Consider the following 25,406-nt stretch of genomic DNA (forward strand, 5'->3'; position numbering starts at 1 on the left):
GAACGCGAAACGCGCCGCGCAGTCTACTCGACGGCGCTGCCCGGGGAAGCCACGCGGGGGCCTCCCGCATACGCGGGCGCCTTGCCCGCGATCTCTGCGGCAAACCGCGAGATCCCTTCGAGCGCGCGCAAACGCGGCGTCCACCCGAGCTCCCGCACCGCCTTCGACGCGTCGTACACGACGTCGCGCGAGAGGAGCTTCACCACGAAGGGCGTGAGCGGCGGCGTCTCCTTCCGCCCTGAAAGCGAGAAGGCCGCCGCGAGCGCCTTCGCCGCCCCCATCGCCGCCGGATACGGGAGCGAGAGCCGCGGCAGAGGCAGCTCGGTCGCGCGCGCGATCGTCTCGAACACCTCACGCACGCTCGGCGGCCGCGCGTCGACCTCGTCCATCACGTTGAACGCCTCGCCCCCGAGATCCCGCCGCTCGGCCGCGCGCAGCACCACGTCGACCACGTGATCCACCCACACGACGTTCAGTGGCGCGCGCCCGCCGTCGACGAGCAGCATCATCCGCTTTCGCAACGTCGTGATCGCGCGGGGCAGGAAGTTCCGATCGTAAGGCCCGTAGATCACGGGCGGACGCACCGCGATCACGGAGAGCCCGAGCGCGCGCCCTCGCTCGTGCGCGAGCCGCTCGGCGTGTGTCTTCGTGTCCTCGTAGGGCAAACCGCTCGTGCGCGTCGGCCACGCCTCGGTCACGTGCCCGCGATCGGGCCGCCCGTACACCGCCACCGACGACACGTGCACCACGTGCGGCACATGCGCCTCCGCCGCGGCCTCGATCACGGCGCGTGTCCCCCCCACGTTCACGCGCTCCATCTCAGCCGCGTCCGTGGCCTCGCCGACCATGGCCGCCGCGTGCACGACCACGTCCGCGCCTCGCAAGACGTCCGCGAGCGCGCGCCGATCCGCGACGTCTCCGCCCACGACACGCACGCCGATCCGCGACAACGCGCGCGCGTCGAGCCGCTCGGGATCACGCGCGATGCCCGCCACCTCGTGGCCGGCTTCCCGCGCGATCTCGCAGAGCCTCCGGCCCACGCCGCTCGTGATCCCCGTCGCCGCGATCTTCATGGCGCCGAGGGTGGCACGCAGATCCCCGGCGTTCCAGCGCGGCTAGTGCCGCGACGGACGTGTCGCCGGAGCGGGCGCGCTCGACGGCCGGTCCGTGCGCGGGGGTTCGCCCACTTCGGAGAGCCTGCGTGGAGGATCACCGACCTCCGAGGGCCTACGCGGCGGATCACCGACCTCCGAGGGCCTGCGCGGAGGCTCCTGCGAAGCCCGGAGGAGCGAGCCCGTAGGCAACGACGAGATGCGATCACTCCGGTGTGATTCGAGCGCCTGGGGCCTTCGCGGCGCGAGGCTCACGGGCGGAGCTTCGCCGCGCACGCTCTGGCCGCGCAGGTACTCGAGCGCCTCGGCTTCGTCGTGAAACACCTCGGCGCCCGCGCCGTCCTCGCGCAGGTGGCGCTTGACCTGCAGCGCCCCCACCGCGGTCTTCACGATGATCGCCGCGCCACGAAACCCTCGAAAGAGCCGGGGTCGGAAGCGCCGCATCGTATCCTCGAACTGCGGATCGTTGCGCCGCGGCCCCTCGCGGAGATCTACGAGCAGCTTCTTCCGATCACGACCAATCTCGTCGAGCGTGGCGATCACGGCCTCGAGATCCTGCTCCATCATCCAGGTGTCTGGGTAATCGCGCGGCGTCCTGCGCATGATGAGGATGTGCCCCGAGCCATCCGTTTCCACCACGTGATACGGCGTCTCGAGCTCGATCATCGCCCCCCAGCATAAACCGCCTGTTTTCGGGCGGCGAGGATTCCTTCCGTGCTAGGGTCGGCCGCGCGAAAATGGCGCTTCTCTACCCTCCCCGAGGACCCATGCGATCCATCAAAAACGTGCTCGGCGTGGCCCTCGTCGGCGCCGCGACCCTGGCCTCGCTCCTCGTCGCCACGCGCGACGCGCGGGCCTGAGGCGTCGCGCCGGCCGTCGGTCCGACGGGCATTCCCTCCTGCAGCGACGATCTCGACGCGCCCTTGCCCCCGAGCAAGCCGGGCGCGCCCGTGGTGAAGCCTCGCCCGCGGCTCTACCGCGTCGGCGCGACGGTCGGTTACGCTTGGACGAACCTCGTCTTCGCGGGCAAGTACGACGTCGCCATCGATCGGCGCGCGGCCGTCGCCACGTTCGAACGCAGGCTCGGCTCCGCGTGGACGCTCCAGCTCGGCGCGGGCGGCATTCTCTGGGGCAGCCTGCGCGAAGGCTCGCGGCGCTACGACTTCGGCCCCGGCTGGTCCGCCTCCGTCGCCACGTCCTATCGCCTGCTCGACGGCCGTGATCGCTTTCCCTTCCTGATCTTCGGCGCCTCGCTCGCCGTCGCGGGCGCGCAGACACGCGAGGCGCGCCCCGACGCGCCCATGGTCCCGTATTACGCCGGCGACCTCCGCCTCAGCGCGGTTGCCGGCAAGACGTTCTACGACGTGCTCAGCCCGTACGCCCTCGCGCGCGTGTTCGGCGGCCCGATCTTCTGGCAGGTCGACGGCGTGGATCGGCAGGGGACCGATCGGTACAAGTTCCAGCTCGGCCTCGGCCTCGTGGCCTCGCTCCCGATCGGCCTCGACGTGTTCGCGGAGATCGTCCCGCTCGGCGAGCGGAGCGTGACGAGCGGCGCGGGTTTTTCCTTTTAGAACCCGTTCCGCGAGGCCCGCTCAGACGCACATGCACGTGAAGGGATCACAATCCTTGCTCTGGAGACCGCACGTGAAGATGCACGCGAACAGATCACAACCGCCGCCGCCACTGCTGCTGCTGCTGGTGCTGCTCGTGCACGTGCCGCCCATGCAGGTCTGACCGGTCACGCAATCCGCGTCCGAGCAACACTGCGACTGGCAGACGCACGTGGAGCCGTTCTTCACGTACCCCGAGTTGCAGCTCACGTCGCAGAGACCCGTCGCGTTGCAGGTCGCGACGCCGTTCTGCGCCGTGGGGCAGGGCGTGCACGTGGTCGACGTGAAGCACCCCGTCGCGGCCGTGTTACCTGCGCAAACCCCGGCGCAGGCGTGCTCCATCGCCCCGCACATCTGCCCGCCCGAGCTCGTGCTGCTGCTCGACGAGCTGCTGCTCGACGCGCTGCTGCTGCTCGACGCGCTGCTGCTGCTCGATGCGCTGCTGCTGCTCGATGCGCCGCCCGCACCGCCCAGGCCGCCGGAGCTGCCTTCGCCGCCTTCGCCGCCTTCGCCGCCCGCACCCACCCCTGGCCTGGTCGCGGTCGCACAACCGCCGCCGAGCCATGCACCGAAGCCGAGCGCCACCATCAACAAGCCAAGCCGCTTCGTGCTCACGACGTACCTCCGTTTCGCGATGTTCACCCGTTTTTCCCGCAAGTGGAAGCTTCACCGACCACGACGTCGTGGTAGACGAACCCCCCGCGCTCCGAGGCGCGGGCAGCCGTGGAGGACCCATGACGCCCATCATTTCGCCCGAGCTGAACGATTACATCGAAGCCCATACGCGCCCTCGTCCGGCGCTCTTCGACGAGCTTCGCGAGGTCACGTACGCCTCGACGACGTCGCCGCAAATGCAGGTGGGCCGCGTCGAAGGCACGTTCCTGAAGACGCTCTGCGCGCTCGTCGCGGCGCGTCGTGTGCTCGAAATCGGCACGTTCACCGGCTTCTCGGCGCTCTGCATGGCCGAAGCGTTGCCCGAGGACGGCGAGCTGCTCACGCTCGACCGCGACCCCGACGCGACGCGCATCGCCCGATCGTTCTTCGATCGCAGCCCGCACGGAAAGAAGATCCGCATCCTGCTCGGCGACGCCCTCGAGACCCTGCGCGCCCTGCCGGCGGGACCGCCCTTCGACCTCGTCTTCCTCGACGCCGACAAGGAGCGCTACGTCGATTACTACGAGGCCGTCCTTCCGCTCCTCCGCACGGGAGGTCTCCTCGTCGGAGACAACACGCTCTGGAGCGGCCACGTCCTCGCGCCGAAGGACCCCTCCGACCACGGCATCTGCCGCTTCAACGACGTGGTCAACGCCGATCCGCGCGTCGAGAACGTCCTGCTCTCGATCCGCGACGGCATGATGCTCGCGCGAAAACTCTGACCCGCCCGGAAGTGATAAAGGTTCTCCCATGCTGCTCGTCGTCGACGTGGGCAACACGAACATCTCGTTTGGCGTGTTCGAGGGGACGAAGCTCCTCCACCACGTGCGCTCCGAGAGCGCGCGCAGCCGCACGGCAGACGAGTTCGCGGTCCTCGTCCGGCAGATGCTCGCGCTGCGCGGCGTCGATCCCGACCTCATCGATCACGCCATCATCGCGAGCGTCGTCCCGACCCTGACCGACACCATGGTCGAGCTCGTGCGCCGCGCCTTCCGCCGCGAGCCGCTCGTCGTCGGTCCGGGCATCAAGACGGGCATGGCGATCCTCTACGAGAACCCGCGCGAGGTCGGCGCCGATCGCATCGTCAACGCGGTCGCCGCCTACGAGTGGGCGAAGGGCCCCGTCATCGTCGTCGACTTCGGCACGGCCACGACCTTCGACTGCGTCACGCCCAAGGGCGAGTACCTCGGCGGCGTGATCACGCCCGGCGTGCACATCAGCGCCGAGGCGCTCTTCTCCCGCGCCGCGCGCCTCTCCCGCGTGGAGATCACCTTGCCGCCCAAGGTCGTCGGGCGAAACCCGGTGCACAGCATGCAGTCCGGCATCGTGTACGGCTACGCGGGCCTCGTGGACGGCCTCTGCAAACGCCTCGTCGCCGAGCTCGGCTACACCTGCCGCATCGTCGCCACGGGTGGCCTCGCGCGGCTCATCGCGCCGCTCACCGAGTCCATCGAGGAGGTCGACAACGACCTCACGCTCACGGGCCTGCGCCTGCTCTACGAGCGCAACGCGCAAGAGCCGCGCGCGTCCGCGAGGACCGAAGGCGCTTGATCCGACGCCCGATCCTGCTCGCCGCCGCGCTCCTCGTCCTCGTCACCGCCCTCGCGCTCGCCTTCGGCACCGAGCCGATCTCCCTCTCGAACGCCTTCCACGAGCCCGGCCTCGCGCGCACGATCCTGCTCGACGTACGCCTGCCGCGCGTCGCGCTCGCCGCCATGGCCGGCGCGGGGCTCGGCGTCGTCGGCGCCGCGTTCCAGGCGCTCCTCCGCAACCCCCTCGCCGAGCCGTACGTGCTCGGCGTCTCGGGCGGCGCTGCGCTCGGCGCGACGACCGCCATCGCGCTCGGCCTCGGCGCGACCACGCTCCTCGGCGCCGCGCTGATCCCGGCCGCGTCGCTCCTCGGCGGCCTCCTCGCCACGTCGCTCGTCTATGGCGTCGCGCGCGGCATGCGCGGCGGCGCCTCGGGCACGGCGATCCTGCTCGCCGGCGTGATGGTCAACTCCATGGCCGCCGCGCTCATCACGTTCCTGAAGGCCCTCGTCCCGCCCTCCCGCGCGCAGCAGCTCCTGCGCTGGCTCGTCGGCTTCGTCGACCTGCCGCACGCCTCGTCGCTGCTCGCGGCCTTCGTGTACGTGGGCGTCGGATGCGCGGTGCTCCTCTTCGACGCGGGCCGCCTCAACGTCCTCGTGCTCGGCGACGAGACGGCCGGCACGCTCGGCGTCGACGTGCGCGCCCTCGAACGACGCACCTTCCTCGCCTCCTCGTGTGTCGTCGGCGCGATCGTCAGCTTGACGGGCCTCATCGGCTTCGTCGGGCTCGTCGTCCCGCACGCCGTCCGCCGGCTCATCGGGCCCGATCAACGCCGCGTGCTGCCCGTCTCGCTCCTCGCGGGCGCGACGATGCTCGTCGGCTGTGACCTCGTCGCGCGCCTCGCGTTCCGATCGCTCGGCACCGAGCCACCGGTCGGCGCCGTGACGGCGCTGATCGGCGGCCCGGCCTTCCTCGTGCTCCTGCGTCGCTCGGGCGGTTAACCCTGCATCACGCGCGCGAACGCGGGCCGCGCGAGACACCGCGCGACCCACGCGTTCACGTTCGGGAACGGGCTCACGTCGATGCCGAAGCGCCCCAGGAAAGGAATCGCCGGCGCGATGGAGATGTCGACGAACGAGAACGTCTTGCCCACGAGGTACTCCTTGCCTTCGAGCGCCTCGTTCAAGATCGCGAGGTGCGCGGCGAGATCCTTCTTCGCGACCTCGGCGGACTTCGGGCTCCGCTCCTCCTCGGGGAAACGATCCAACGTGTTGCGGAGAAACCGCTGCAGCGCCTCGCCGAACGTCACCGCGCCCCACGCCATCCACTTGAAGGCCTCGGCGCGGTCGGAGTTCGCCGCCGGGAAGAGCCCCTTCTCCGTGCCGAAGCGCTCGCCGAGGTACAGCAGGATCGCGAGCCCTTCGAAGATCGGCCGTCCCTCGGCGATGAGGAGCGGCACCTTGCCGTTCGGGTTGAGCGCGAGGTACTCGGGCTTCCTCTGTTCACCGGCCGCGAGGTCGAGCTTGACCTTCTCGTACGGAACGCCGAGCTCCTCGAGCGCCCAGTGCACCCGCGACGCGCTCGTCATGGGCGCGTAATAAAACTTGAGATCCATCGCGATCGACCTTCCTCCCTGGGCGCGCGCGGCGCCGCCGCGGCCGAGCGTGTCCGACACGGCCGCGCGTGGCAAGGGATCGAGACGATCGAGGACGTCCGCGTAGGTCGAAGGTCGCCCGCGTGGTTACTCCGACTCGATAGGCTCGACGTTGGGCGCGTCCACGAAGTCGTTGCGGAAGCCCGCCGTGACGCCCTCGTCGTCCTCGGCCCAGCCCACGGACGCGCTGAGGAGCGGCTCGCGTTCGCGCTTCGTGCGGCTCGTGCTCACGGTCACCTGGAGCGCGCGCATCGTCGTGTCGGCCGGGACCGCCTGGGACTGCGGATGGAACGACGGCGCAGGCCTTTGCGCGCGCTTCGTCTGGATGCGCCCCGCAGCCATGAGCATCGCGCCGTTCTTCGCGGTCGTGTCGAGCCCGATGCGGAGGTGCCCGCATTGCGTGAACCCGATCTGGCCGCGCGGATCCACGTACCCGATCCGGTCCTGCGACGGGAGCACGACCTGGAGCTCGTCGCCCTTGCGAAACCCGTACACCACGTAGGACTCGGGCCCCTTCGCGAGCACGGTGAGCGGCACGCGTGTCGACGTCGCTTGCCGCACGCTCGACGTTCGCCCGTCGAACCACGCGTCCACGATCTCGAGCTCCGCCTCGCCCGGCTTGCGCTCGACGAGACGCTCGACGCGCAGCGGGAGCACGCCGCCCACGCGGATGCTCGTCGCCGCGGAGCCCGAAGGCGGCACGCCCGGCGGGATCGCGCCCACCGACACGCAACGACCTCCGTCGGCCTGCACGGCCGTGAACGTCGGCGCCCCCTTGAACATGGTCCCGTCGACGCGCACGCCCTCGACACGCTCGCCCGCGGGGATCGTGTCCGGCGCGTCCTTCGGATGCAGCATCTCCGGCACGCGCGCCTCGGACACCGACGAGAAGCTCGGCGTGCCCGCCGCGTGGACCGGCGCGCCCACCACGACCGCGAGCGACGCGGCCGCGAGCGCCATCCACGCGCTCTTTCCGATGCGGCTCATCACAAGCTCCTCATGTAGGCCTCGAGCGCGTCGAGGTCTTCCTTCGCGAGGTGCTTCGTGTGGCCCATCTTGCCGTCGGAATCGACCAGCAGCGAGCGCAAGGTCGCGTAACGGCCGTCGTGGAAGTACGGCGCCGTGCCGCCGACGAACCGCAGCGAGGGCGTGTCGAACGTGGCCGCGACGTCGGCGTCGGCGCGGCTCGAAACGTCGTGCGCCGTGTGATCGGTCCACGCGCCTTCCTCATGGTGGCACGTCCCGCAGCCCGCCTGCGTCGAGTGGAAGATCGCCTTGCCGCGCTGCACGAGCACGTCGTTCGTGCCGTCGCGCATCTCGGCCTGCGGCGGCCGGAGCGCCGTGGCGAACGCGATGAGCGCGTCGATCTCGCGCCGCGCGAGCCCCGCGCCGCCGAGCCGACCAAATGTCTCCGAGAGGTGCGCCTCGACGCTGTCGCCGCGGCCCGTCCACCCGTACGGCGCCGTCTTCGCGAGCCTCCCTGCGAGCATCGGCGTCTGCCGCGGCCCTTCCGGCGTCGCCCACGTGAGCGCGTCGTCGCGCCCATCGGGATGGCAGCTCGCGCAGGCGCGGCCGTCGCTCGAGATGCGCGTGTCACCACTCGCGTGAAAGAGCTTCCGGCCGAGCTCGAGATCCGCCGTCGCCGCCGTCTGCGCCTTGCGCGAGAGCCCTACGCGCACGATCGCGGGCGCGTCCACCGCGGCGACGTCCTTCGCGCCGAGCGGCGCGATCTGGAGCGTGCGATCGAACTGCGACCACACGACGAGCCGCCGGCCCTCCGGATCCACCGCGAGCCCCGTCGGCCCCGCGGCGACCGTGAAGCGACGTCGCTCGGCATGCTGCGGATCGGCCGCCGCCGCGTCGTACTCGATGACCGTGTCGATCCCGAGGCACGAGACGAAGAGCGAGCGTGATCCCGGATCGATCGCCGCGGCCCGCGGCAGCAAGCACGCTGCACGCGGCCGCGTCACGCCCACCATCTGCCGCACGTCCGGCTTCACGCTCACCGACTCGCCGATCGGCTGCTCGGTGTCCTCGTCGACGACCGCGACCGACGCGACCTCCGGCGGGTTCATGCCGCCGCTGCCGTACCCCTGCGAGCGCTCCTCGGCCCGCCCCGGATCCACGAGCACCTGCGGCGCGAAGATGCGACCCGAGAGATCGGTCGACTTCGCGAGCGCGAACCCCTGGCACGCGCGCCGCTCGATCTCCTCGCCGCCGCCGAAGAGGCCGATCCTCGGACGCCGGAACCCGCCCTCCTCGATCCCGCCCACGTCCACCGGCCGCACCCGCTTCGCCGCGAGATCGACCACGCTCATCCGCGAGCCCACGACGTGCGCGACGAACGCCTTCTTCCCGTCGTCCGAGACCACCAGCGAGCGAGGCTCGCGCGGCAGCGGCACCTCGTACGTTCGCCCCATGCTCGCCACGTCGTACGCCGTGAGCGCCGCGCCCCAGCCGCTCGTCACGAGCAACGTCCCATCGTCGGGCGTCGTCGCGAGCGCGACCGGCTCGACCGGCGTGGGCACCGTGCACCGCGACGCGAGCGGCTTCGCCGGATCCGCCTCCGGCTCGAGCACCTCGATCGCCGCCTTGTCCCGCAGCGCCACCACGATGCGTCCATCCGCCGCCACGACGAGCTGCGACGGTGTCCCCCCGAGCTGCGTCGTCCCGAGCTCGTTCCCCGTCGCGACGTCGACCGTGTGGATCGTTCCGTCATCCTCGTCTGCGACGTACGCGATCGTCTTGTTCCCGGCCTTCGCCAGCGCGACCACGCCGCCCTGCCGCGCGCCGGCGAGCGGCTTCGCGCCCACGCCTGGGTGCACGCGCCCGCAGCTCCGTTCGCCGACGTTTGGCGCCTTTGCCTCGGCGCCGCCTCGCCCCGTGCTCCCACACCCCGCCGCGAGACCCGCCGTCGCCGCAGCAACCAGACCGATGACCGCAACGCTCTTTCGCATGGCGCCTTCCTCTACGAGTGGGGCTCCGCCCCACGCCCCCGCGGAAAACGTTCGTAGTCCCGGCCGGATTCCGACGCCCGCGGAGGGATCTATGGACGAGCGGCCCGGTCTTTTGTTTTACGCGTCGCGAAAAAAAGCTGCGCTCAGCCCATGCCGAGCAGCTTGTTCATGCTCGCTTCGTCGGCAGGCGTGAACGGGTGCTGATCGAACTCCGCGCTCGTCACCCACTTGAACGCGTTCACCGCGAGCGGCGCGGGCTCCCCCGAGGTGATCCGACACTCGTAGAGGTAGAGATCCACCACATACCGCTCGTACGGGTGGCTCACGAACGAGATGAGCTGCCCGGGCTCGACCTCGACCCCGAGCCGATGGAAGACCTCACGCTTGAGCGCCGTCGCGTCCGTCTCCGCGTCCTCCACGCGCCCTCCTGGGAATTCCCATAAGAGAGGGAGCAGGGCCGTCGGACGGCGCTGTGTGATGAGGTATCGCCCCTCGGACTCGATGACGGCAGCAACGACGCGGATCGTGCGCGGCGGTTCCATGGCCGACCATTCTCCCCCGCCGGGACGCGCGGCGCCAGAAGCCGCTCGCCCGGAAAACCGTCTCAGGTCTGAATGTTGATCCGGAAGAGCTGCTGGCCCATCAGCAGGACGTCCCCGTCGACGAGGTCCACCTCCGACGAGATCCGGTTGAACGTGCCGTTCGAGCTGCCGAGATCCGTGACGAAGAGCTGGCCACGCTCGTAGCTGATGCGGCAGTGCAGCCCCGAGACGTAACCGTCCTCGGGGAAAAGCACGTCCCCGCGCTCGCGGCCGAGGTGCAGGCCCGTCTCCGGGATCGGGAACGAGTTGCCCGTCGCGTCCCGCCCGATGATCAGCGCGATGCGACCCACGTAGCCCTTCGACGGGCTGCCGAGCCGCTCGACGCCGTCCGCCGTCGCCGGCATCGCCGAGAGCGCCTCGAAGCGGACGATCTCCTGGCCGATGCGGAAGATGTCGCCGATCACCACGGCGATCGGCTCGTCGCGGTACAGCTTGCGGTAGACGCCGTTCAGCGAGCTCTCGTCGCGCACGCTGAGCTTGCCGTTCTTCGACGTGAACGTCGCATGCCGCGGCGAGAGGTAGTTGTCGCCCGCGAAGATCGCCCCGACATCACGGCCGATCGTGAACGTCGCCGACGGGAGCGTGTACGAGCCCGCCTCCGAGCCGTCCGCGCGGAGCGCCGTCAAGACGACCGTCATCGCGCTCGGCGTCGAGGCCACGGGCGGCGCCGCGGGCGAGGCCATCGCCGGCACGCTCCCGGGCTTCGGCAGCTTCGCGCCGCACGACGCGCAGAACCGGTTCGCCTGCGCATTCGTGTGCCCGCAGTCCTTGCACACCACCGGCGCCGTGGACGGCCCGGCCTGCGCTGCGATCGGCGGATGCACGGCCGCGGGCGCCACGGGCGGGAATTGCGCCACGGCGCCCTTCGCCCCCATGTCGTCGGTCACGGCGCCCGGCCGAACGGCGGGGATGCCCTGCGGCGGCGTGCCGCCCGACGCAAACTTCTTCGGAGACGCATCCCTCGGCAGCTCGGAGCCGCAGCCGAGGCAGAACTTGTAGTGGTCCTGGTTCTCCTTGTTGCACTTGGGACAGGTAATCACGCCGCCTCCTCGGGGACTGCCGACACCAGCCCACCCGGTCCGCGCGGAGCATATTCGGGCCGATTTTTTTTGTCGAGGCTTCTGACGCCGCGCCCGAGGCGCCGCGCGCGCGCCGCGCCGACCACGTTCGTCCTGGAGAACGACTTACTTGGAGGAGAGGAGCGCGAGCGCCTCGCGCACGAGATCTCCGAGCGGCTCGGTCTGCACGCGCGCTCCGAGCGCCGTGACCGCACGGTCGGCCTCGGCGGGCCGGAAGCCCATCCGCGTGAGCGCGCCTTGCAAGAGCTCCGCTTTGCCCTCGGGCGCCGCGGGCCTCGGCGCTTCGGCGCCCTTCGCGACGACGGGCGCCGCCGCGAGCTTGCCCTTGAGCTCTAGAATGAGCCGCTCCGCAGTCTTCTTGCCGACCCCGGGCACGGCCACGAGCCGCGACGCCTCGCCGCGCGCGATGGCCGATGCGAGCTCGCCCGCCGGCAACGCGCCGAGGATCGACATCGCGATCTTCGGCCCGATGCTGGACACGCCGATCAGCGAGCGGAACGCCGCGCGGTCGTCCCGCGTCGGAAAGCCGTAGAGCGCGAACGTGTCTTCCCGGACGTGCGTGTGCACATAGAGGGTGACCACGTCGTCACCTTCCCGCGACGCACGACCGAGCGCGCCGAGCGGCACCGTGACCTCGTAGCCGACCCCCCCGACGTCGATGACCACGACGCCCTCGGCCGAGTCCTCGACGATGCGGCCCGTCAGCCTGCCGATCAATCCTTCTTCGCTCCCTGCGCGATCCAGCGACGAACCGTGTCGCGCGACGCCTGCGGGAGCAGGTCACCCGTGAGCGGCATCGTGCCGCCGCACGCCGCGTCGCAGACGACGGCAGCGCACGTGAGCGTCCCATCCATCTTGTGCATGAGGAAGCTCGTCTCGGGGCTGTTCGCGTCGACGATCTTCATCCCCGTCGCCTTCGTGGCGGCGACGCCGACGTTCTGCGCGAAGATCGCGTCGATCTCCGCCGGGGTCGGATCCGTCGGGCCGTTCGCCGGGCCGAGGTAGGGCTGGCCGGGCTGACCGGAGACGGCGCCGTGGCAGGCCGCGCCGCCGATGCCGCAGGAGTTGCGGAAGATCGGGAGCACGTCCTTGGTGAACGCGACCGCGGGGGCCGCCTTGTCGAACGACCCGTAGTCGTAACAAGAGTCGTCCCCATTGGGCCCCTCGTCGGAACAACCCGCCACGCCAAACGCGAGCGCAGCGAGGGAAGCAAGACCAACCATCGTCAAGGATATGAATTTGTTCGAGCGCTTCGACATGGCCCCGACCCTACCAGAATTCCGGGCCGTGACAGCAGGGGATAGGCCGCAGCTCGCTTGGCCCACGCCTGCCTCGGGCACTACCATCGGGGCGGCATGCGGTCCCTCTGCGCCCTCGCCTTCGTCCTCCTTGCATCCGGCTGCGCCGGCGGCGGGCAAGACGCCCTCCGCAAGGAGATCGAGGCGCTGCGCCAGGAGGTGGGCCGCGTACGTGCAGACAACAACATCCTCGCGGCCCGCGTTGAAACGCTCGAGCTGACGAATGCGAAGCTCGCTGCACGTCCGCCGGCGGCGGCTGCGAGCACCCCGAAGAGCGCCGAGGACGATCGCCCTTCGCTCGACGTCGTGCATCTCGCGCCGACCGCGGAAGGCGGGACGGCGGCGTCGCTCGCGCCGATCGCTGGACCCCCAACCGATGACGACCCGGGCGGCGTGCACGAGCCCGACGACACGCCCCGCCCGGTCCTCCGCTCCACGGCCCGGGGCGAGGTGATCACCCAACCTGCGGCTCCTGCGCCTGCGAGCCTCGCGAAGGCCAAGCGCCCCCTCCCGAGCACCCCGAGAACGGCACCATGAAGGACACACGCGCCCTCGCCGCCCCCGCCATCGTCCTCCTCTCCCTCGCGGCCGCGGGCCACGCGGATGCGCAGGACGGCTCCGAAGCCGCCCCCGCGCCAGGGAGCGGCGCGCAGGTCACGATCGTGCAGGCGCCGGCGACGCAGACGCAGACGCAGGTCGTCATGCCGGGGTATCCGCAGCCGGGCTACAACCCCGACGCGCATCTGCCTTCGAGCTCGCGCTCCACGCTCGACACCTCGCGCGCGGCCGACGGCTTTGATCTCCTCCCCGATCCGGCGTCGAGCGAGACCGTGCGGGGCACGTCGAACGGCGGCTTCGTGCTCGAAGGGCAACACGTGCCGGAGATCCACAGCGTGCGCACGGGCGACACGCTCTGGGACATCTCGACCCGCTACTACAAAAACCCCTACGGCTGGCCGCGCCTCTGGGCGCAGAACCCGCAGATCCAGAACCCGCACTGGATCTATCCCGGCGATCAGGTGCGCCTGCGCGACGTCGGCGACCGCGACCTGCCCGGCATGCGCCGCCTCCTCTCGGGCACGCGCAAGGTCGCGCCGCAGACGGTCTTCCTGCGCGACACGGGCTGGCTCGACGACAAGAAGGACGACGTGTGGGGCGAGATCAACGGGAGCCCCGCGGACAAGATGCTGCTCAGCGCGGGCGACGACGTGTACGTGAAGCTCGACGACGACCACGAGGTCGCCGTCGGCCAGCTCCTCACGATCTTCCGCCCGCTCGTGACGGCCGGCGACGCCGCGCAGAAAGGCCAGCTCGTCTCGATCCGCGGCACGCTGCGCGTCGACCGGCTCAACACGCAGACGCGCATGATCCGCGGCCGCATCGTCGAGTCGCTCGACACGGTGGAGCGAGGCGCGAAGATCGGCCCCGTCGACCGAAGTTTTGTCGTCGTCCCGCCCGTGGCGAGCGCCGAAGACATCGAGGCGCGGATCGTGGCGGCGCTCTACCCGCACGCGTTTTACGGGCAGAACCAGGTGGTCTTCCTCGACAAGGGCGAGAAGGAGGGCGTCAAGCAAGGCATGCGCTTCTTCGCGCTCCGCCGCGGTGATCGCTGGCGCCACACGTTGCGCGGCGCTGGCAAATTCGCGACCGTGCGCCCGGTGATCGAGGACGATCGCGCCGCGCAGACCGAGAACTTCGCGCCGCCCGGCGACGAGAGCCTCTTCCCGGACGAGACGTACGCGGAGCTGCGCGTGATCAAGGTCCGTGAGCACACGGCGACGGCGCTCGTGACGGCGTCATCCCACGAGATCGAGCGCGGCGCGTTCGTGACGGCGCGCAAGGGGTACTAGCTCAAGGCGCGCCCGGTCCTCCCAGCCAAACGGGGACGAACCGCGGCGAGACGAAAGCGAGGATGCACGCGGCGGCCGCGAGCACCGCGCCGCCGTGAAGGAGCGCGAGGCCTGCCCGCGTCAGGCCCTTCGGCTGCGTTTGTCCAACGGAGCTCACGGCCGCCAATCCGTTGGCGAGGGGAATCGCGAACGCGAGCCAGAGCAGCGGCGACGTGCTCTCGCCCGGGGACTTCGGCGTGACGAGCGCGGCGACGAGCAGATACGCCGAAAAAAGGTAAATCGTCGGGCTTTTGATGCGCTGCGCCGCGAGGTGCGCGCGGCCCTCGCGTGCGCCGCGGAGGCCTCGGACCACGGCGACGACAACCGTAGCGAACAGCCAGATGACGCTGAGGAGCCAGGCGAGGGGGTGCATCGCATCCGCGCGGAAGATTCCGCCATACCACGAACCAACCGTACGGCCGTCGTGGTAAACAGAGAAACCATGAAGCGTGCGGCTCTTCCGGTCGGTATCGCCCTCGTTGCTGTCTACGCGATTCTGCCGCTCGGCTGCGGCGGCTCACAGCCTCCGGAGCCGCAAGGCCCCGACATCGGCGTCGTCGACGCGACCGTCGTGGTCGAGACGTGTCCCGATTCGAAGACGATGAACGCGAAGGCTGCACACGCGGCGATTCAGAAGCTCGTCGAGAAGTGCAGCACGGTCCCGAACGGCACGGCGCACTTCTCGACCACGCTCATGCCGGGCGGTCGGATCATGCTCGCGTCGCCTTCCGGCAATCCGGCGGACGGCGTCGTGCCCACGTGCGTGCTCTCGAACCAGCTCACGCACCGCGTGTACCTGAAGCAGCCGTGCAAGTTCGACGTCAAGCTCGAAGAGCGCAAGATGCAGCAGCAGGCCTCCGCCGAGGAGCCCTGATCCGCTTCACCGCGGGCAGTACCACGACGGCAGCGGCCACGGGTTCGGCGTCTGCGTCATGAGCGCCCAGCCGAAGTAGACGAAGTCCACGAGCAGCACGAGCCCACCCGCGCGCGCCACCGCCGTCACCGCGCTCGGCCGCGACAGAAAGCGCGCCCGCGCGGCGATCCCATACACGAGCACGCCTGCGACGATCGCGAACACGAGCCCGAGCGCCGTTCGCCCGTACCAGTCCATCCCGAGCCCTGCGGGCCGCGACGCGAAGACGAACCTTCGTTCGAGCGGCAGGTACCAGGGCACTGGCGACTTGCGCGCCGCGCTCACGAGGAACGCGAGCCCGTACGCGAGCCGCGCCGCGAGGAACGCGAGGAAGAGCCGCGCCGAGGGCGAAGGTGGTTTCGTCTCGCTCATCCGAGCCCCCGCACCGACGTGACGAGGATGCCGAGCGTCACGTTCAGCCACACCACGCCACACACGAGAAAGCTCATCACCGCGTAAATACGCACGAGCCAGCGCTCCTCCGAGGGCCGCAACGTGAACGCGAGCGCGCCGAGCCCGAGCGCGACGACGAGCGTGAGCGACGCGTACACCTCTTTGACATCGAACAGCCCGGAATAGAGCGGCGCGTACCGATCGAGGTAGATGCCCCGCACGTGGTAGCGATACGTCGGGTAGAGCATCGCGCCCACGGCGAAGGTGAAGACGTACGCGACGGCGACGACCTTCGCCCAGGTCTTCTCGGTCGAGACACGGATGAATCGATCGCGCAGGTAGTGGCGCATCGTGAGGGCGTGGTGGGTCGAGGCGCCGACGAGGACGATGCTGCCGGCGGCATGCAGGACCATGAGCAAACGCCGCGCGCCGTAGAGGAACACGGCTTCGGCTTCGGGCGGCGCGCAGGGGTCGATCACGGCGAAGCCTCGGTTCGTCGCACGCGGGGGCACTCGGGGTCGGGGCGGAAGTCGTTCGTCGCGTGCCGCGAGACGACCTGGCAGCCGCCGCGACAGACGGAGAACAACGTGCAGGAGGCGCAGGGCTCCGGCGGATTCGCGTGGTACGCGCGGAAGCGCTCGATCTCCTCGTGCGACGAAGGCGAGAAGCTGCACGGCGCGTCGCGCCCCGCGACGTCGATCCCGCCGAGGTGCCTGCCGGCCTCGCACCCAAAGACGCCAAGGGAAGCGAGCATCTCGGCGGCGCGCGGCTCGGCCGCGAGCGCCTCCGACAGGAGCGGCACGAGCGCACAATCGATCCGGACCGAGAGACGCCGCCGATGCACGATCGCCGTGATCGCGGGCCAGAGCGCCTCGCGCTGCGCCGCCCCGAGCCGCGCCTCGAAGTAGCCGATCCCTGCGGCGCGCCCCTGCGGCTTGTACCGCAAGAGCTGAAGCTCCCCGGCGCCGAGATCGGCGACACGCTCGGCCGTGGCTTCGAGCTGCTCGAACGATCGTCGCGTGAGCACGACGTTCACGCCGACGGGGATTTTTTGGCGCGCGAGGATCTCGATCGCACGCTCCGCGATGCGCGCGCCGTCGAACCCGCGGACGGACGCATACGCGCCGCCCACGCCGTCGTGGCTCACGTTGATCTGCGCGAAGGCTCCAAGCTCCTTCGCGCGCTCCTCCCGCAACCCGAACCCGCTCGTCGTCATCACGGGCACGAGCCCGAGCGAACGCGCGAAGGCCGCAAGCTCGCCGAGGTCGTCACGAAGCAGCGGCTCGCCACCGCCAAAAGCGACGGTCGAAGCGCCGCGCTCGCGCACGGCGACGAGCCTCGCGCGAAGGTCCTCCGTGGAAGGCTCCGCGCCATCGGGACGTGCGTCGAGGTAGCAGTCCGCGCACGGCGCGTGGCAACGCGCGTTCACCGCGAGGTGGACTTCGAGCGGGCGTGGCGGCGCGGATGGGTCCGCAGGTTGCCCCGAGGGAACCCCAAGCCGCGCGGCGAGCGCGTGATCGACGGCGAGGAGGGTTCGATCATCGAGACGAACCCACGCGCCGAAGGGCTCGGGGCGGGACCAGGGGGGTTCGGGGGCGCAGCTCGGCTCGTCCGAGCGGAGCCCCCGAGCGTTGACAACAGGCATGTGGGAGGAGCGGTCTAGTGCGGACGGGCGTGGGCGTCACGGGGGCGAGCGGGCGCGGGCCGTGGAACGCCGCCTCCCCCTGGGCCGCCCGCTTCTTCGACCACCTCCTCGCCCTCTGCCCCGACCGCTGACCCTCACGACCTCGCGCCTCCACGCCGCGACCTCGTCCCCCCCGACCGACGAGCCCACCTCGACGCGCTTCGGCTTCGTCCCCTGAAGGCACGACCCCACGTCGAAATCCATCGACCTCGTGTCTCCCGAGGCTCGACACCGTCCCTCGGGACCAACGGCCCTACCTCGGATCCCTACGACCTCGTGTCTCCCGAGACTCGACGTCGTCTCCCGGCCCCTCGGCCTCGTGTCTCCAGAGACTCGGCCTCGTCTCTCCGGCGCTCGACACCGTCCCTCGGACCCACGGCCTCGTACCTCCGGAGGCACGACACCGTCCCTCGGACCCACGGCCGCGCGTCGGAATCCAGCGACCTCGTATCTCCGGAGACGCGGCACCGTCCCTCGAAAAGGACGAGCTCGCGTCGAACGCCAGCGACCTCGTGTCTCCCGAGACTCGACACCGTCCCCTGGGGCCGACGGCACCACGTCGAACGCCTGCTGTACTGGTTATCTGTGGACTGGACGTCCGCGCGGTGGAGGTACGGCACAACCAGCCTTGCCTGGTCGTACAGGAACATGCGCGGAGGGAGGGGGTACGGCGACGGGCGCGCCGTCGCCGTACGTGTGGCGGGGGGTCTGAAGCTACTCTGCTGGGTCGTGTTCGATCCGGGTCATGGGCTGCGAGTAGGTGATATCGAACAGATACTCGCCAAATCCATTCAGCGCCCGGTCGACGAAATCCGACGAGGGGTTGAATCTCTGCGGATTGCCTGTGACGACATTGTAGACATTCCCGCCCACCGGAATGCTCATCCCGATCTCGTTCTCCGTGAGGTCCGGACGGGACCCCGCGCCTATCTGGAACCCGGTCAGGAAGAATCCCGCTTTGGTTGCCACGGTCCCAACGACAGCAGCCCGGGCCGCGAGCAGCGAGCTCTCGAGGACGTATGCGACGTATCCGGTAGTTATGGCGCTCAGGTCAGCCACGGCTGCCACTGCTATCGTTCCATCCAAATCGCTTATATCCTGGCTCGGCTTGACGGCGATGGAAGCGAGCGTGAGCAGATCCCCGGCGATCGCGAAGGACTTGCCGACCAGCGTGGGGAAGAGGCCTTCTGCATCGAATGCGTTCTTGAGCCTCTCGAGTGCGCGCGTGATCCGTGGACTCAGTTTGCTAGAAACGATGGCACTATAACCCAGGCCCGTCGAGATATCGTTCCTGAGCCCATCGTAGGAGACGGGGAGAGTTGCGGCCTCCGCCGAGGACACCGGCACCGGGTCGACCTGGGGCGGCGTATCCCACTTCTCGCCCTTGCTTCGATACACTGTGCTGGGGGGGGTATTGCCGAAGTAGTAAGAACCGCTCCCTCCGCCATCGCCACCACTACCACCAGGGAACGTGGTCCCGAACTCCTCGATCACCACCTCGACGTCGACTGTACCGCCCTTGACGGGAACGCAATCCTCGTCCTTCTTGCCCTCCTCGTCCAGCCCCGATGGATCTACGACGGAAAGCGGACGATTCCACGCATAACTATAGCGGTTCAGGTCCGCGAGCATGAACGGCGCCTGCACAATCGGATCCGGGCTGATGAAACGTCCCACCGAAGGGGCATACATCCGCCCGCGCATGAACGTGAAGCCTCCGTCGAGCCGACCCTCGTGACCGGTGAAGCCGGGCTTCACCAGCGAGTCGGTGCTGAACAACGTCGCATCCGTCCAATCGTCCGGATCACGCGCCTCGCCCCAGGGGCTGTAGCTGCGCTCCTCCACGACGTTCCCATTGGCAGCCATGACCAGGTCGGTCGATCCCAGCGCATCGGCCAGCACGTAGTGGACATCGGCCTGCGTCACGTTGCCATTCGTGCCGTAGAGCCGCGTCAACTCGGCCACGGTGCGGCCTCCTACCTTCACCACGTAGGTATGCTTGGCCATCGCGAACGGCTCGTTGAGCTTGCGCTCGCGCCGGTAGAGCTCGCCGACCAGCACCGTCTCCGTCTGGCTCTGGTCGTCGAAGCGCCGCACCCGATTGCCGTCGGCATCATAATCGAGCTCCAGCTCGTAGTCCGGCAGGCTCATGATCGACTTCACACGGCCGAACGGATCCCAGGTCAGCGCGGTGTTCACGCCGTTCACCGAGCGGGCGATCACCGCGCCATTCTGGTTGTACCAGAACTCCTCGTCACCGGCGCTCGCGAGCCTCTCGTTCTGGTAGGTGTACGTGCCGACCCCCGTGCGATCCTGCAGATTGCCGAACGGGTCGTACGAATAACTCTCGGTCCTGGTGTCCACGCCCTTCTCGGCCAACGCGCCGAGGAGCTGATGCTTCGGATCGTAGCTGAACGTCTCGCTCTGCGCGCGCACGTGGTCGATGCGCTTGTGCAGGTCCATGCCCTTCGTCCATTGCACCTCGAGATCTTGCACCGTGACGGACGTATTTTGCTGCTCGACCACCGAGCGGATCGTCTCGAGCCTGCCGGTCGAAGCATCGAATTGACGCGTCGTCAGGGTGCCGTTGCCGAGCCGCTCCTCGTGTGTTCCGCCGAAGGGATCCGCCGCGAGCTGCTCCCAGAACGTGGTCCCTTCGTTGCCGGTGACCTCCAGCAGGTGCCCGTAGGCATCGTAGGTCCGCTGGACCGCGAACGACGTGCCGGCAAAGGGGTCCGGATAACGCACGTTGAGGGGTCGTCCGAACGAGTCGTAGTCCATTTCGACGGTGAACGAGTCGCCGTTGATGGTCCACTCCGTCGTGTTCAGTCTGCCGAAGGCGTCGTACAGGTAGAGCCTGGAATTCCCGTCGCGCGAGACCGACTCGTGCAGGGCTCCGGGCCGCGTCACGTCATAACTCCAGAGGGTGGTCCCGCCTTCCGAGTCCAGGATCTCGTCGAGCCGGCCCAGCGCGTCGTAGTGATAAAGGAGCTCCTCGCCCTCGGCATTGAGCGAGCGCCTCATCTGACCCAACGGATCGAAGTCGAACGTCTGCAGGCCGGTTTGCGCGTCGGTCAGGGTCAGACGCTGGTTGTAAAGGTCGAGCCCCATGAGCACCGGCGAGCGCAGCGCGGTCGGCTGGCACGGGGCGACCTGGTTCAGGCCCTCGAAATGGCCATACTCGTAGCACATCTCGGTGTAGCTGCCGGGAACGTTCGCGTCCTCGGCCTTGTGGCCATCCGCCGAGCGCACGAGGTTGCCTCGCGTGTCCGTCAGGATCCACGTCTGGTTCTTGTCCGGATCGATCTGCGTCGTCTTGAGGCCGTCATAGATCCAGCGCGTCGAGGTGAGCCCATCGATGCCGCTCGGGTCGATGCGCTCGATCAAGCGGCCCTGCACGTCGTAGTACATCCTCGTCCACACCACCGGCTGGCCCGTCTTGACCGGCACCGACGTCCTCATCAGGCGTCCCCGGTGATCGTATTGGGCATAGCGGAATACCTCGTATTCGTCCTTGAAGCCCTTGGACACGGTCTGGGCGGGGCGGCCGAGCTCGTCGAAGGTCGTCTTCGAGTGGCCGTGTCCGGGCGTGTCCACGATCATGCGCGGAGGCAGGAAGGCCAGGGGCTCGTAGGTGATCGTCGTGCCGGGGCTCATCGGCGTGTTCTGGGCCCAGACCTGCGCGAAGGTCGGGCGGCCGAATCGGTCGTAGTTTTGAATCGTCTTCACGCCGCTCGGATCGGTCGAGGAGAGGCGCGTGCCGAGGCCCGGCTCCCAGGTCATCGAGGAGATGTGACCCAGCGCGTTCGTGCGCGTGATCGGGAAGACGCCGTTCGCGCCATAGGTGACGGCGGTCGTCCGATCATTGCCTTCCGCATCCCAGACGTGGACCGAGTTCACGTTGCCGTAGCTGTCGTAGCCGTACGCCGTGAAGGAGCGATGCTCCGGGAGATCCGGCTCCACCGTGACCAGATCGGTATCGCCGAACGTGTTGTACGTCATCGCGACCGTGCGGGTCTTCGGCTGGGGATCCGCGGGCACGAGCTTGTGCGTCACCTCGCGCTTGCGGAGCAGCCCGAGTTGCCAGCTCGTGAGCCGGTGCTCGTACTCCAGTTCGGTCTCGTAGCGCGCGCCGGAGATCAGGTCCTCGCTGCAGGACTGCGTCGGAAAGCCCTGCGCATCGAGCGCGCCCGTCGCCCACATGTCCATGGTGCTCATGCAGGAATCCGGGTAATCGATATCATACGTCGTCGAGCCAATGCCTTGCCATTGGTCGGTCAGCGGGACCATGTCGCCCAGCCCCACCATGTTCTCCACGGCCTCCGGCGTCAGAGTGTACCACGGCTGCGACGAGCAGCAGTCCCACCAGGCCTCGACGTCATCGAACGTGCGCACGCGCGAGTTCATCTTCACGGGCTGGAAGTAGTACGTCTCCGGGAGAGGGCCTTGCCAGTCCGGATCGCCCTGGAAGTCACCTCCCAGCAGGGTATCGTATGCGTAGTTTTCCAGGACGGCCCGAGCTCCCTCCGGATGATCCGGATCGGTGTTCCGGATCATCGTGACCGCAGCGGTGAGCTTTCCCGCGTTCGGAATGATGACGGAACCCGTGGCGAAATTGTTGGGTTGCTCCGGGTAATGCCGGTAAAGCTCCGAGCGCACGCTGGCATAGTCCTGCGCTGGGGCATCCGGCCCAGTCGCTCCGGCGTCGGTCAGCATCCGGCGGGTGAAGCCGAGGAACTGGTTGCCCGCGCGGTAGCGCTGCGCGTCCTCGTAGAAGTAGTTGGTGCGCTGCGACCCGACGGTCGGCGCGATTCCCAGGGGGCTGAACAGGCTCGACACCAGCGGCCGTGCGTCGAAGGGCCGTGAATCCGTGTCGTTCGTGTAAGAATGCCACTGCCACGAGCATTCGGACTCGCGATAGACGCTCACGTCGGTCATGGGCTTGTACTGCACGGACCATGCCGCCCCGTGGCCGTTCGCGACGCGATACAGGAGGTCGGGCACGTTGCCCTGCCGGATGTGGAAGTCCAGCAGCCACGGGTCGTTGTGCGGGTCGTTATCGCCGTCCGGATTCGTGGTGCGAGCCATCACGTCCAGCAAACCGTCGGCGTTGTAGTCGCCGAGCGAGAGCATCCGCTCGTCGAGCTTCCACGGCAGGGCCGGCAAGGTCGTCTCGGTCCACTGCAGGGAGGCGGACGCGTTCAGCGGATACTCGAACACCAAGGGGCGCGCGTCCGGGTCCTGGGGGGCGTCGTTGCGCATCAGCAGCTCGGAGCGCCCGTCACGGTCCCAATCGACGAGGTGCGCGTTCAGGAACTGCGCGTGAAACGACGTGGCGCCGTACGTGTGGTCCCAGTCGTGGCTCCGGACGAAGTGACCGCCGATGTTGAGCCACACCTCGATGCGGCCCTCCCACTGCGCGCCCCAGTCGTCGAGCATCTCGCCGTCCTGCTGGTTCACGAAGGGGCTGAAGTGGTTTTCCTCGAGCGTGGCGTTGGATTCGAAGCGCACCACGTCCGGGAGCCCGTCACCATTGACGTCACCCACCTTGTCCGCGCCGAGGCCGTTGCCGCGGCACAGAGCGCCGTACTGCTGCAGGCAGGCCCAGTTCGCGCCCTCGGCAGCGTGAAGCCGCTGGTAAAAATCGAACGGCAGATCCGTGTCGACGTCGTGGAAATTATTGCCATTGTTGCCCGGGTTCTTGCGATACAGGATCGCTCGGTAGGTCTCGTCCTGTAGCTCCACGGGGCTGAGCCAGTGGCCCCCGGAGATCACGGGCGGCCACTGGCCGTCCGGATCGTTCTCGACCTGGGTATCATTGCTGTACCCATAGATGTACATCAAGTTGTCCGAGCCATCCCCGTCGAAGTCCATGACGTGGACCTTGTCCAGGACCGAGCAGGGGTAGTTTTCCAGCACGCCGTCGATGTCGTGGTAAATGCGGTTCGAGACGCCGTTGGTCTCGTTTTCGAAATAGTGCCAGTAGCCGCGATACAGGCTCGATCCTTCCAGGACCCCAGGCAACGGCTTGTACGCCTCGGGGCCGAAGTACGCGTCCAGGTTCTCGTTCTCGATGCAGGCCATCAAGTCCGTCAGCCCGTCGCCGTTGAAGTCTCCGGGCACCGCCAGCAAGATCCGGTTTCCGACGGGCGGAACCTTGGTCGGCGAGGGGGATATCAACCCCGTCTCCCGGACCTCTGCGAAGATTTCGGTGTCGTTGTCGTGAATGGTGTCGTCGCAGGTGGACTCCTGCACCAGGATCTGCAGGCCATCGCCGAAGCCCCGAAACATTGGATGCGTCGAGGTGTAGCCTTCGACGCCCATCACGTCGGTGCGAGCATCGCCGTTGTAATCGATGTTCGAGATCCCGATCGCGTCTCCGGGGAGCAGGTAGTCGCGGCACTGGTTGTCGATGTCGCAGATCTCGACCGGACTCTGGGGAATGGGCCGCGGCGTGCGCACGAGGATGTTCGTGTCGATGATCTGCGACTCTTGCGGCGTCGGGCGGACGGCCCAGAAGCTCCATGTCTGGGGCTGATTGCTTCCATCCGCCGCGGGAGCGACAAGCAGGTCGGTCGTGCCATCGTGATTGCCGTCGAGCTGCGTCATCTGAAACACCGCAGCATGGTCTGTCTCGGGGACTCCATGCACGGGGAAGAGATTGCTGTCGAAGGCGAAGTCGCCCTGCGCGTCCTCCAGGGCGATCTCGCCATTGATGGCGCCGCTCTGCCACGTGAAGCTCGTCTCGGGCTTGCAGACCTCCCCGTCGTTCTCGTACACGCACTCCTTTACGCTCTCCAGCAAGAATCTCTTCGTCGTGGAGGCGAGGTTCGTGTACTGAAATTTATACTGCCGCACCATGCGCTCGCCCTCGGCGGCGATGGCCGACGGGGCGAACGTCAGGATACCCGTCAGCCGGCGAGGCTGCCGATATCGCGTGCTGCTGAAGAAACCGTCCATCATCTCGTCGCGCGCCAGACGGTCGTACTGGAACTCGACCCGGCGCGTATCATTCGCGTAGCGGATCTGCGCCAGCCGATGCTCGAGCCGCGAGGCGGTGCCCAGCGCGTCGTTGAAATTGTCTTGGTACGTGTAGTGGTACGTCATCACATTGCCGTGTGCGTCCTCTACCCGGGTCAACTTCCACGCGTAGGGCCGCTTCACGACACCCCCGGCGACGTCCACCTCGAACTTGTAGACGCGGCTCTGATCATCGGTGCCGTAGAATTGCTTCGAGCCGTCGGGCAACTGCACCTCGAAGCCGGGAAGCCCGTCCGGCGAGGTCACCGCGACGACGCGGCGGTGGTCGTCCTGAAAGAGGCGGTAAACGCGGCCGATCTTCAGACCGTTTTCCAGTCCGACGAGGCGCATGCCGTCGATGCAGAGCCAGTCCGCCGCGTAGATGGAATCCCCTGTCGCGTCGTCGCGGTACGTGATGGGATAGACGTCGAAGTCCTCGCTGAGCGTGTGGCCACAACGCTTGATGGCCGAGGTCGCGGCCAGCGAAAAGCCCACGCCCACGTCTCCGCTGCCGCTGCTGCTGTTGTAATTGACGCTCAGCGAAGGCACGAGACCGCCGACGCCGGGTGGGACCTGGATGGGGATGGAGGTGACCGCCGCGCCGATCGAGGTCACGGCCAAACCGCCTCCCGTATTGCCGGCCGGCGCCGTGTCACTGAGCTGGCCCTCGGGGCTGGCGAGAGCCGACCCATAGGGCAATGCCAGGACCAGCAATGATGCAAGCATCCTGCGTATCATCATGAAGCACCCTGTTTCTTCGAGCGCGCGGGCGATACCCACGTCGGCCAGCCCAAGGGCAAGCTTCGGGCCACAGGACGCGCGCGCGGAGACGCCCGTTCAAGAGGCGCGGACGACGGTCGGTGTCATAGGCGCGTGACACTGACACGGCCGCGTAACAGCCGCGCTCCGCCCGCCGTTGCGCTCACGTGACAGCCAGGATGGATACGAGAGCCTCGCGTGTTACGGGACGAGCGATTCCCTCGCGCCCCCCGAAACCGACGCCCCCGCCCC

Annotated in this window: 22 protein-coding genes; 7 read left to right on the forward strand and 15 right to left on the reverse strand. The window is 68.6% G+C overall.

Going from position 1 to position 25,406, the window contains the following annotated elements:
* Nucleotides 1-23 precede the first annotated feature (23 nt).
* Nucleotides 24-1,073: an NAD-dependent epimerase/dehydratase family protein gene (locus QHF89_RS22525; protein WP_136968226.1), complete on the reverse strand. Its 1,050-nt coding sequence runs from the start codon at nucleotides 1,071-1,073 to the stop codon at nucleotides 24-26.
* Nucleotides 1,074-1,115: 42 nt separating this feature from the next.
* Nucleotides 1,116-1,778, reverse strand: a complete 663-nt coding sequence (locus QHF89_RS22530; protein WP_136968225.1) for a hypothetical protein — start codon at nucleotides 1,776-1,778, stop codon at nucleotides 1,116-1,118.
* A gap of 257 nt (nucleotides 1,779-2,035) precedes the next feature.
* Here QHF89_RS22530 and QHF89_RS22535 point away from each other — a divergent pair, with 257 nt between their 5' ends.
* On the forward strand, nucleotides 2,036-2,683 hold the full coding sequence (locus QHF89_RS22535) for a hypothetical protein (protein WP_136968224.1): 648 nt from the start codon (nucleotides 2,036-2,038) through the stop codon (nucleotides 2,681-2,683).
* A 21-nt stretch (nucleotides 2,684-2,704) separates the two neighbouring features.
* On the opposite strand, the gene QHF89_RS22540 is transcribed toward QHF89_RS22535, so the two are convergent.
* Nucleotides 2,705-3,337, reverse strand: coding sequence for a hypothetical protein (locus QHF89_RS22540; RefSeq protein WP_136968223.1), 633 nt, complete (start codon nucleotides 3,335-3,337; stop codon nucleotides 2,705-2,707).
* Nucleotides 3,338-3,456: 119 nt separating this feature from the next.
* Here QHF89_RS22540 and QHF89_RS22545 point away from each other — a divergent pair, with 119 nt between their 5' ends.
* Genes QHF89_RS22545 through QHF89_RS22555 form a run of 3 tightly spaced genes read left to right on the forward strand, consistent with a single transcriptional unit; the run spans nucleotide 3,457 to nucleotide 5,907 of the window.
* On the forward strand, nucleotides 3,457-4,098 hold the full coding sequence (locus QHF89_RS22545; protein WP_136930186.1) for an O-methyltransferase: 642 nt from the start codon (nucleotides 3,457-3,459) through the stop codon (nucleotides 4,096-4,098).
* A gap of 28 nt (nucleotides 4,099-4,126) precedes the next feature.
* On the forward strand, nucleotides 4,127-4,927 hold the full coding sequence (locus QHF89_RS22550) for a type III pantothenate kinase (protein WP_136968222.1): 801 nt from the start codon (nucleotides 4,127-4,129) through the stop codon (nucleotides 4,925-4,927).
* Entirely contained in the window at nucleotides 4,924-5,907 is a 984-nt protein-coding gene (locus tag QHF89_RS22555; RefSeq protein ID WP_136930184.1) for a FecCD family ABC transporter permease, read from the forward strand. Before QHF89_RS22550 ends, QHF89_RS22555 begins: the two co-directional genes overlap by 4 nt.
* Here QHF89_RS22555 and QHF89_RS22560 read toward each other — a convergent pair.
* The 7 genes from QHF89_RS22560 to QHF89_RS22590 all read right to left on the reverse strand — a co-directional run bounded on the left by QHF89_RS22560 (nucleotide 5,904) and on the right by QHF89_RS22590 (nucleotide 12,457).
* A complete protein-coding gene (locus QHF89_RS22560) occupies nucleotides 5,904-6,581 on the reverse strand; it encodes a glutathione S-transferase family protein (protein ID WP_136968221.1) in 678 nt (225 codons plus the stop codon). The genes QHF89_RS22555 and QHF89_RS22560 overlap by 4 nt on opposite strands.
* A 66-nt stretch (nucleotides 6,582-6,647) precedes the next feature.
* Complete coding sequence (locus QHF89_RS22565) at nucleotides 6,648-7,547, reverse strand: hypothetical protein (RefSeq protein ID WP_136968220.1); 900 nt, start codon at nucleotides 7,545-7,547, stop codon at nucleotides 6,648-6,650.
* Complete coding sequence (locus tag QHF89_RS22570) at nucleotides 7,547-9,517, reverse strand: cytochrome C peroxidase (protein ID WP_136968219.1); 1,971 nt, start codon at nucleotides 9,515-9,517, stop codon at nucleotides 7,547-7,549. Before QHF89_RS22570 ends, QHF89_RS22565 begins: the two co-directional genes overlap by 1 nt.
* 143 nt (nucleotides 9,518-9,660) lie before the next feature.
* The gene (locus tag QHF89_RS22575) at nucleotides 9,661-10,059 is read right to left on the reverse strand and encodes a (deoxy)nucleoside triphosphate pyrophosphohydrolase (protein WP_136930180.1); all 399 of its coding nucleotides are present in this window, start codon (nucleotides 10,057-10,059) and stop codon (nucleotides 9,661-9,663) included.
* 62 nt (nucleotides 10,060-10,121) lie between these two features.
* Nucleotides 10,122-11,159, reverse strand: a complete 1,038-nt coding sequence (locus tag QHF89_RS22580; protein ID WP_136930179.1) for a double zinc ribbon and FHA domain-containing protein — start codon at nucleotides 11,157-11,159, stop codon at nucleotides 10,122-10,124.
* 144 nt (nucleotides 11,160-11,303) lie between these two features.
* The gene (ruvA, locus tag QHF89_RS22585) at nucleotides 11,304-11,915 is read right to left on the reverse strand and encodes a Holliday junction branch migration protein RuvA (protein ID WP_136968218.1); all 612 of its coding nucleotides are present in this window, start codon (nucleotides 11,913-11,915) and stop codon (nucleotides 11,304-11,306) included.
* Nucleotides 11,912-12,457 carry a hypothetical protein gene (locus tag QHF89_RS22590; RefSeq protein ID WP_136968217.1) on the reverse strand — a complete coding sequence of 182 codons (546 nt, stop codon included), beginning with the start codon at nucleotides 12,455-12,457 and terminating at the stop codon, nucleotides 11,912-11,914. The genes ruvA and QHF89_RS22590 overlap by 4 nt, the downstream gene beginning before the upstream one ends.
* Nucleotides 12,458-12,553: 96 nt before the next feature.
* Between QHF89_RS22590 and QHF89_RS22595 the strand changes: the two genes are divergently transcribed.
* Together QHF89_RS22595 and QHF89_RS22600 are read left to right on the forward strand one after the other, a co-directional pair.
* Nucleotides 12,554-13,033, forward strand: coding sequence for a hypothetical protein (locus QHF89_RS22595; RefSeq protein WP_284720804.1), 480 nt, complete (start codon nucleotides 12,554-12,556; stop codon nucleotides 13,031-13,033).
* Entirely contained in the window at nucleotides 13,030-14,346 is a 1,317-nt protein-coding gene (locus tag QHF89_RS22600; RefSeq protein ID WP_136968216.1) for a LysM peptidoglycan-binding domain-containing protein, read from the forward strand. The genes QHF89_RS22595 and QHF89_RS22600 overlap by 4 nt, the downstream gene beginning before the upstream one ends.
* Before the next feature lies 1 nt (nucleotide 14,347).
* On the opposite strand, the gene QHF89_RS22605 is transcribed toward QHF89_RS22600, so the two are convergent.
* Entirely contained in the window at nucleotides 14,348-14,758 is a 411-nt protein-coding gene (locus tag QHF89_RS22605; RefSeq protein WP_136968215.1) for a hypothetical protein, read from the reverse strand.
* Nucleotides 14,759-14,827: 69 nt separating this feature from the next.
* On the opposite strand from QHF89_RS22605, the gene QHF89_RS22610 reads away from it, so the two are divergent.
* Nucleotides 14,828-15,259: a hypothetical protein gene (locus QHF89_RS22610; protein WP_136968214.1), complete on the forward strand. Its 432-nt coding sequence runs from the start codon at nucleotides 14,828-14,830 to the stop codon at nucleotides 15,257-15,259.
* 6 nt (nucleotides 15,260-15,265) lie between these two features.
* Here the strand turns inward: QHF89_RS22610 and QHF89_RS22615 are convergent, their stop codons facing one another.
* The 4 genes from QHF89_RS22615 to QHF89_RS22630 all read right to left on the reverse strand — a co-directional run bounded on the left by QHF89_RS22615 (nucleotide 15,266) and on the right by QHF89_RS22630 (nucleotide 25,121).
* A complete protein-coding gene (locus QHF89_RS22615; RefSeq protein ID WP_136968213.1) occupies nucleotides 15,266-15,670 on the reverse strand; it encodes a hypothetical protein in 405 nt (134 codons plus the stop codon).
* Nucleotides 15,667-16,170: a hypothetical protein gene (locus QHF89_RS22620; RefSeq protein ID WP_136968212.1), complete on the reverse strand. Its 504-nt coding sequence runs from the start codon at nucleotides 16,168-16,170 to the stop codon at nucleotides 15,667-15,669. Before QHF89_RS22620 ends, QHF89_RS22615 begins: the two co-directional genes overlap by 4 nt.
* Entirely contained in the window at nucleotides 16,167-17,336 is a 1,170-nt protein-coding gene (locus QHF89_RS22625; RefSeq protein ID WP_136968211.1) for a radical SAM protein, read from the reverse strand. Before QHF89_RS22625 ends, QHF89_RS22620 begins: the two co-directional genes overlap by 4 nt.
* Nucleotides 17,337-18,089: 753 nt before the next feature.
* Entirely contained in the window at nucleotides 18,090-25,121 is a 7,032-nt protein-coding gene (locus QHF89_RS22630) for an RHS repeat-associated core domain-containing protein (RefSeq protein WP_284720805.1), read from the reverse strand.
* Nucleotides 25,122-25,406 lie beyond the last annotated feature (285 nt).

Source organism: Polyangium sorediatum, assembly GCF_029946465.1.
Classification (GTDB): Bacteria; Myxococcota_A; Polyangia; order Polyangiales; family Polyangiaceae; genus Polyangium; species Polyangium fumosum.

Coding starts and splice junctions, on each gene's coding strand:
- QHF89_RS22595 (WP_284720804.1), top strand. CDS start 12,554: ATGCGGTCCCTCTGCGCCCTCGCCTTCGTCCTCCTTGCATCCGGCTGC.
- QHF89_RS22600 (WP_136968216.1), top strand. CDS start 13,030: ATGAAGGACACACGCGCCCTCGCCGCCCCCGCCATCGTCCTCCTCTCC.
- QHF89_RS22525 (WP_136968226.1), bottom strand. CDS start 1,073: ATGAAGATCGCGGCGACGGGGATCACGAGCGGCGTGGGCCGGAGGCTC.
- QHF89_RS22630 (WP_284720805.1), bottom strand. CDS start 25,121: ATGCTTGCATCATTGCTGGTCCTGGCATTGCCCTATGGGTCGGCTCTC.
- QHF89_RS22570 (WP_136968219.1), bottom strand. CDS start 9,517: ATGCGAAAGAGCGTTGCGGTCATCGGTCTGGTTGCTGCGGCGACGGCG.
- QHF89_RS22530 (WP_136968225.1), bottom strand. CDS start 1,778: ATGATCGAGCTCGAGACGCCGTATCACGTGGTGGAAACGGATGGCTCG.
- QHF89_RS22615 (WP_136968213.1), bottom strand. CDS start 15,670: ATGAGCGAGACGAAACCACCTTCGCCCTCGGCGCGGCTCTTCCTCGCG.
- QHF89_RS22625 (WP_136968211.1), bottom strand. CDS start 17,336: ATGCCTGTTGTCAACGCTCGGGGGCTCCGCTCGGACGAGCCGAGCTGC.
- QHF89_RS22575 (WP_136930180.1), bottom strand. CDS start 10,059: ATGGAACCGCCGCGCACGATCCGCGTCGTTGCTGCCGTCATCGAGTCC.
- QHF89_RS22550 (WP_136968222.1), top strand. CDS start 4,127: ATGCTGCTCGTCGTCGACGTGGGCAACACGAACATCTCGTTTGGCGTG.
- QHF89_RS22545 (WP_136930186.1), top strand. CDS start 3,457: ATGACGCCCATCATTTCGCCCGAGCTGAACGATTACATCGAAGCCCAT.
- QHF89_RS22565 (WP_136968220.1), bottom strand. CDS start 7,547: ATGAGCCGCATCGGAAAGAGCGCGTGGATGGCGCTCGCGGCCGCGTCG.
- QHF89_RS22605 (WP_136968215.1), bottom strand. CDS start 14,758: ATGCACCCCCTCGCCTGGCTCCTCAGCGTCATCTGGCTGTTCGCTACG.
- QHF89_RS22610 (WP_136968214.1), top strand. CDS start 14,828: ATGAAGCGTGCGGCTCTTCCGGTCGGTATCGCCCTCGTTGCTGTCTAC.
- QHF89_RS22590 (WP_136968217.1), bottom strand. CDS start 12,457: ATGTCGAAGCGCTCGAACAAATTCATATCCTTGACGATGGTTGGTCTT.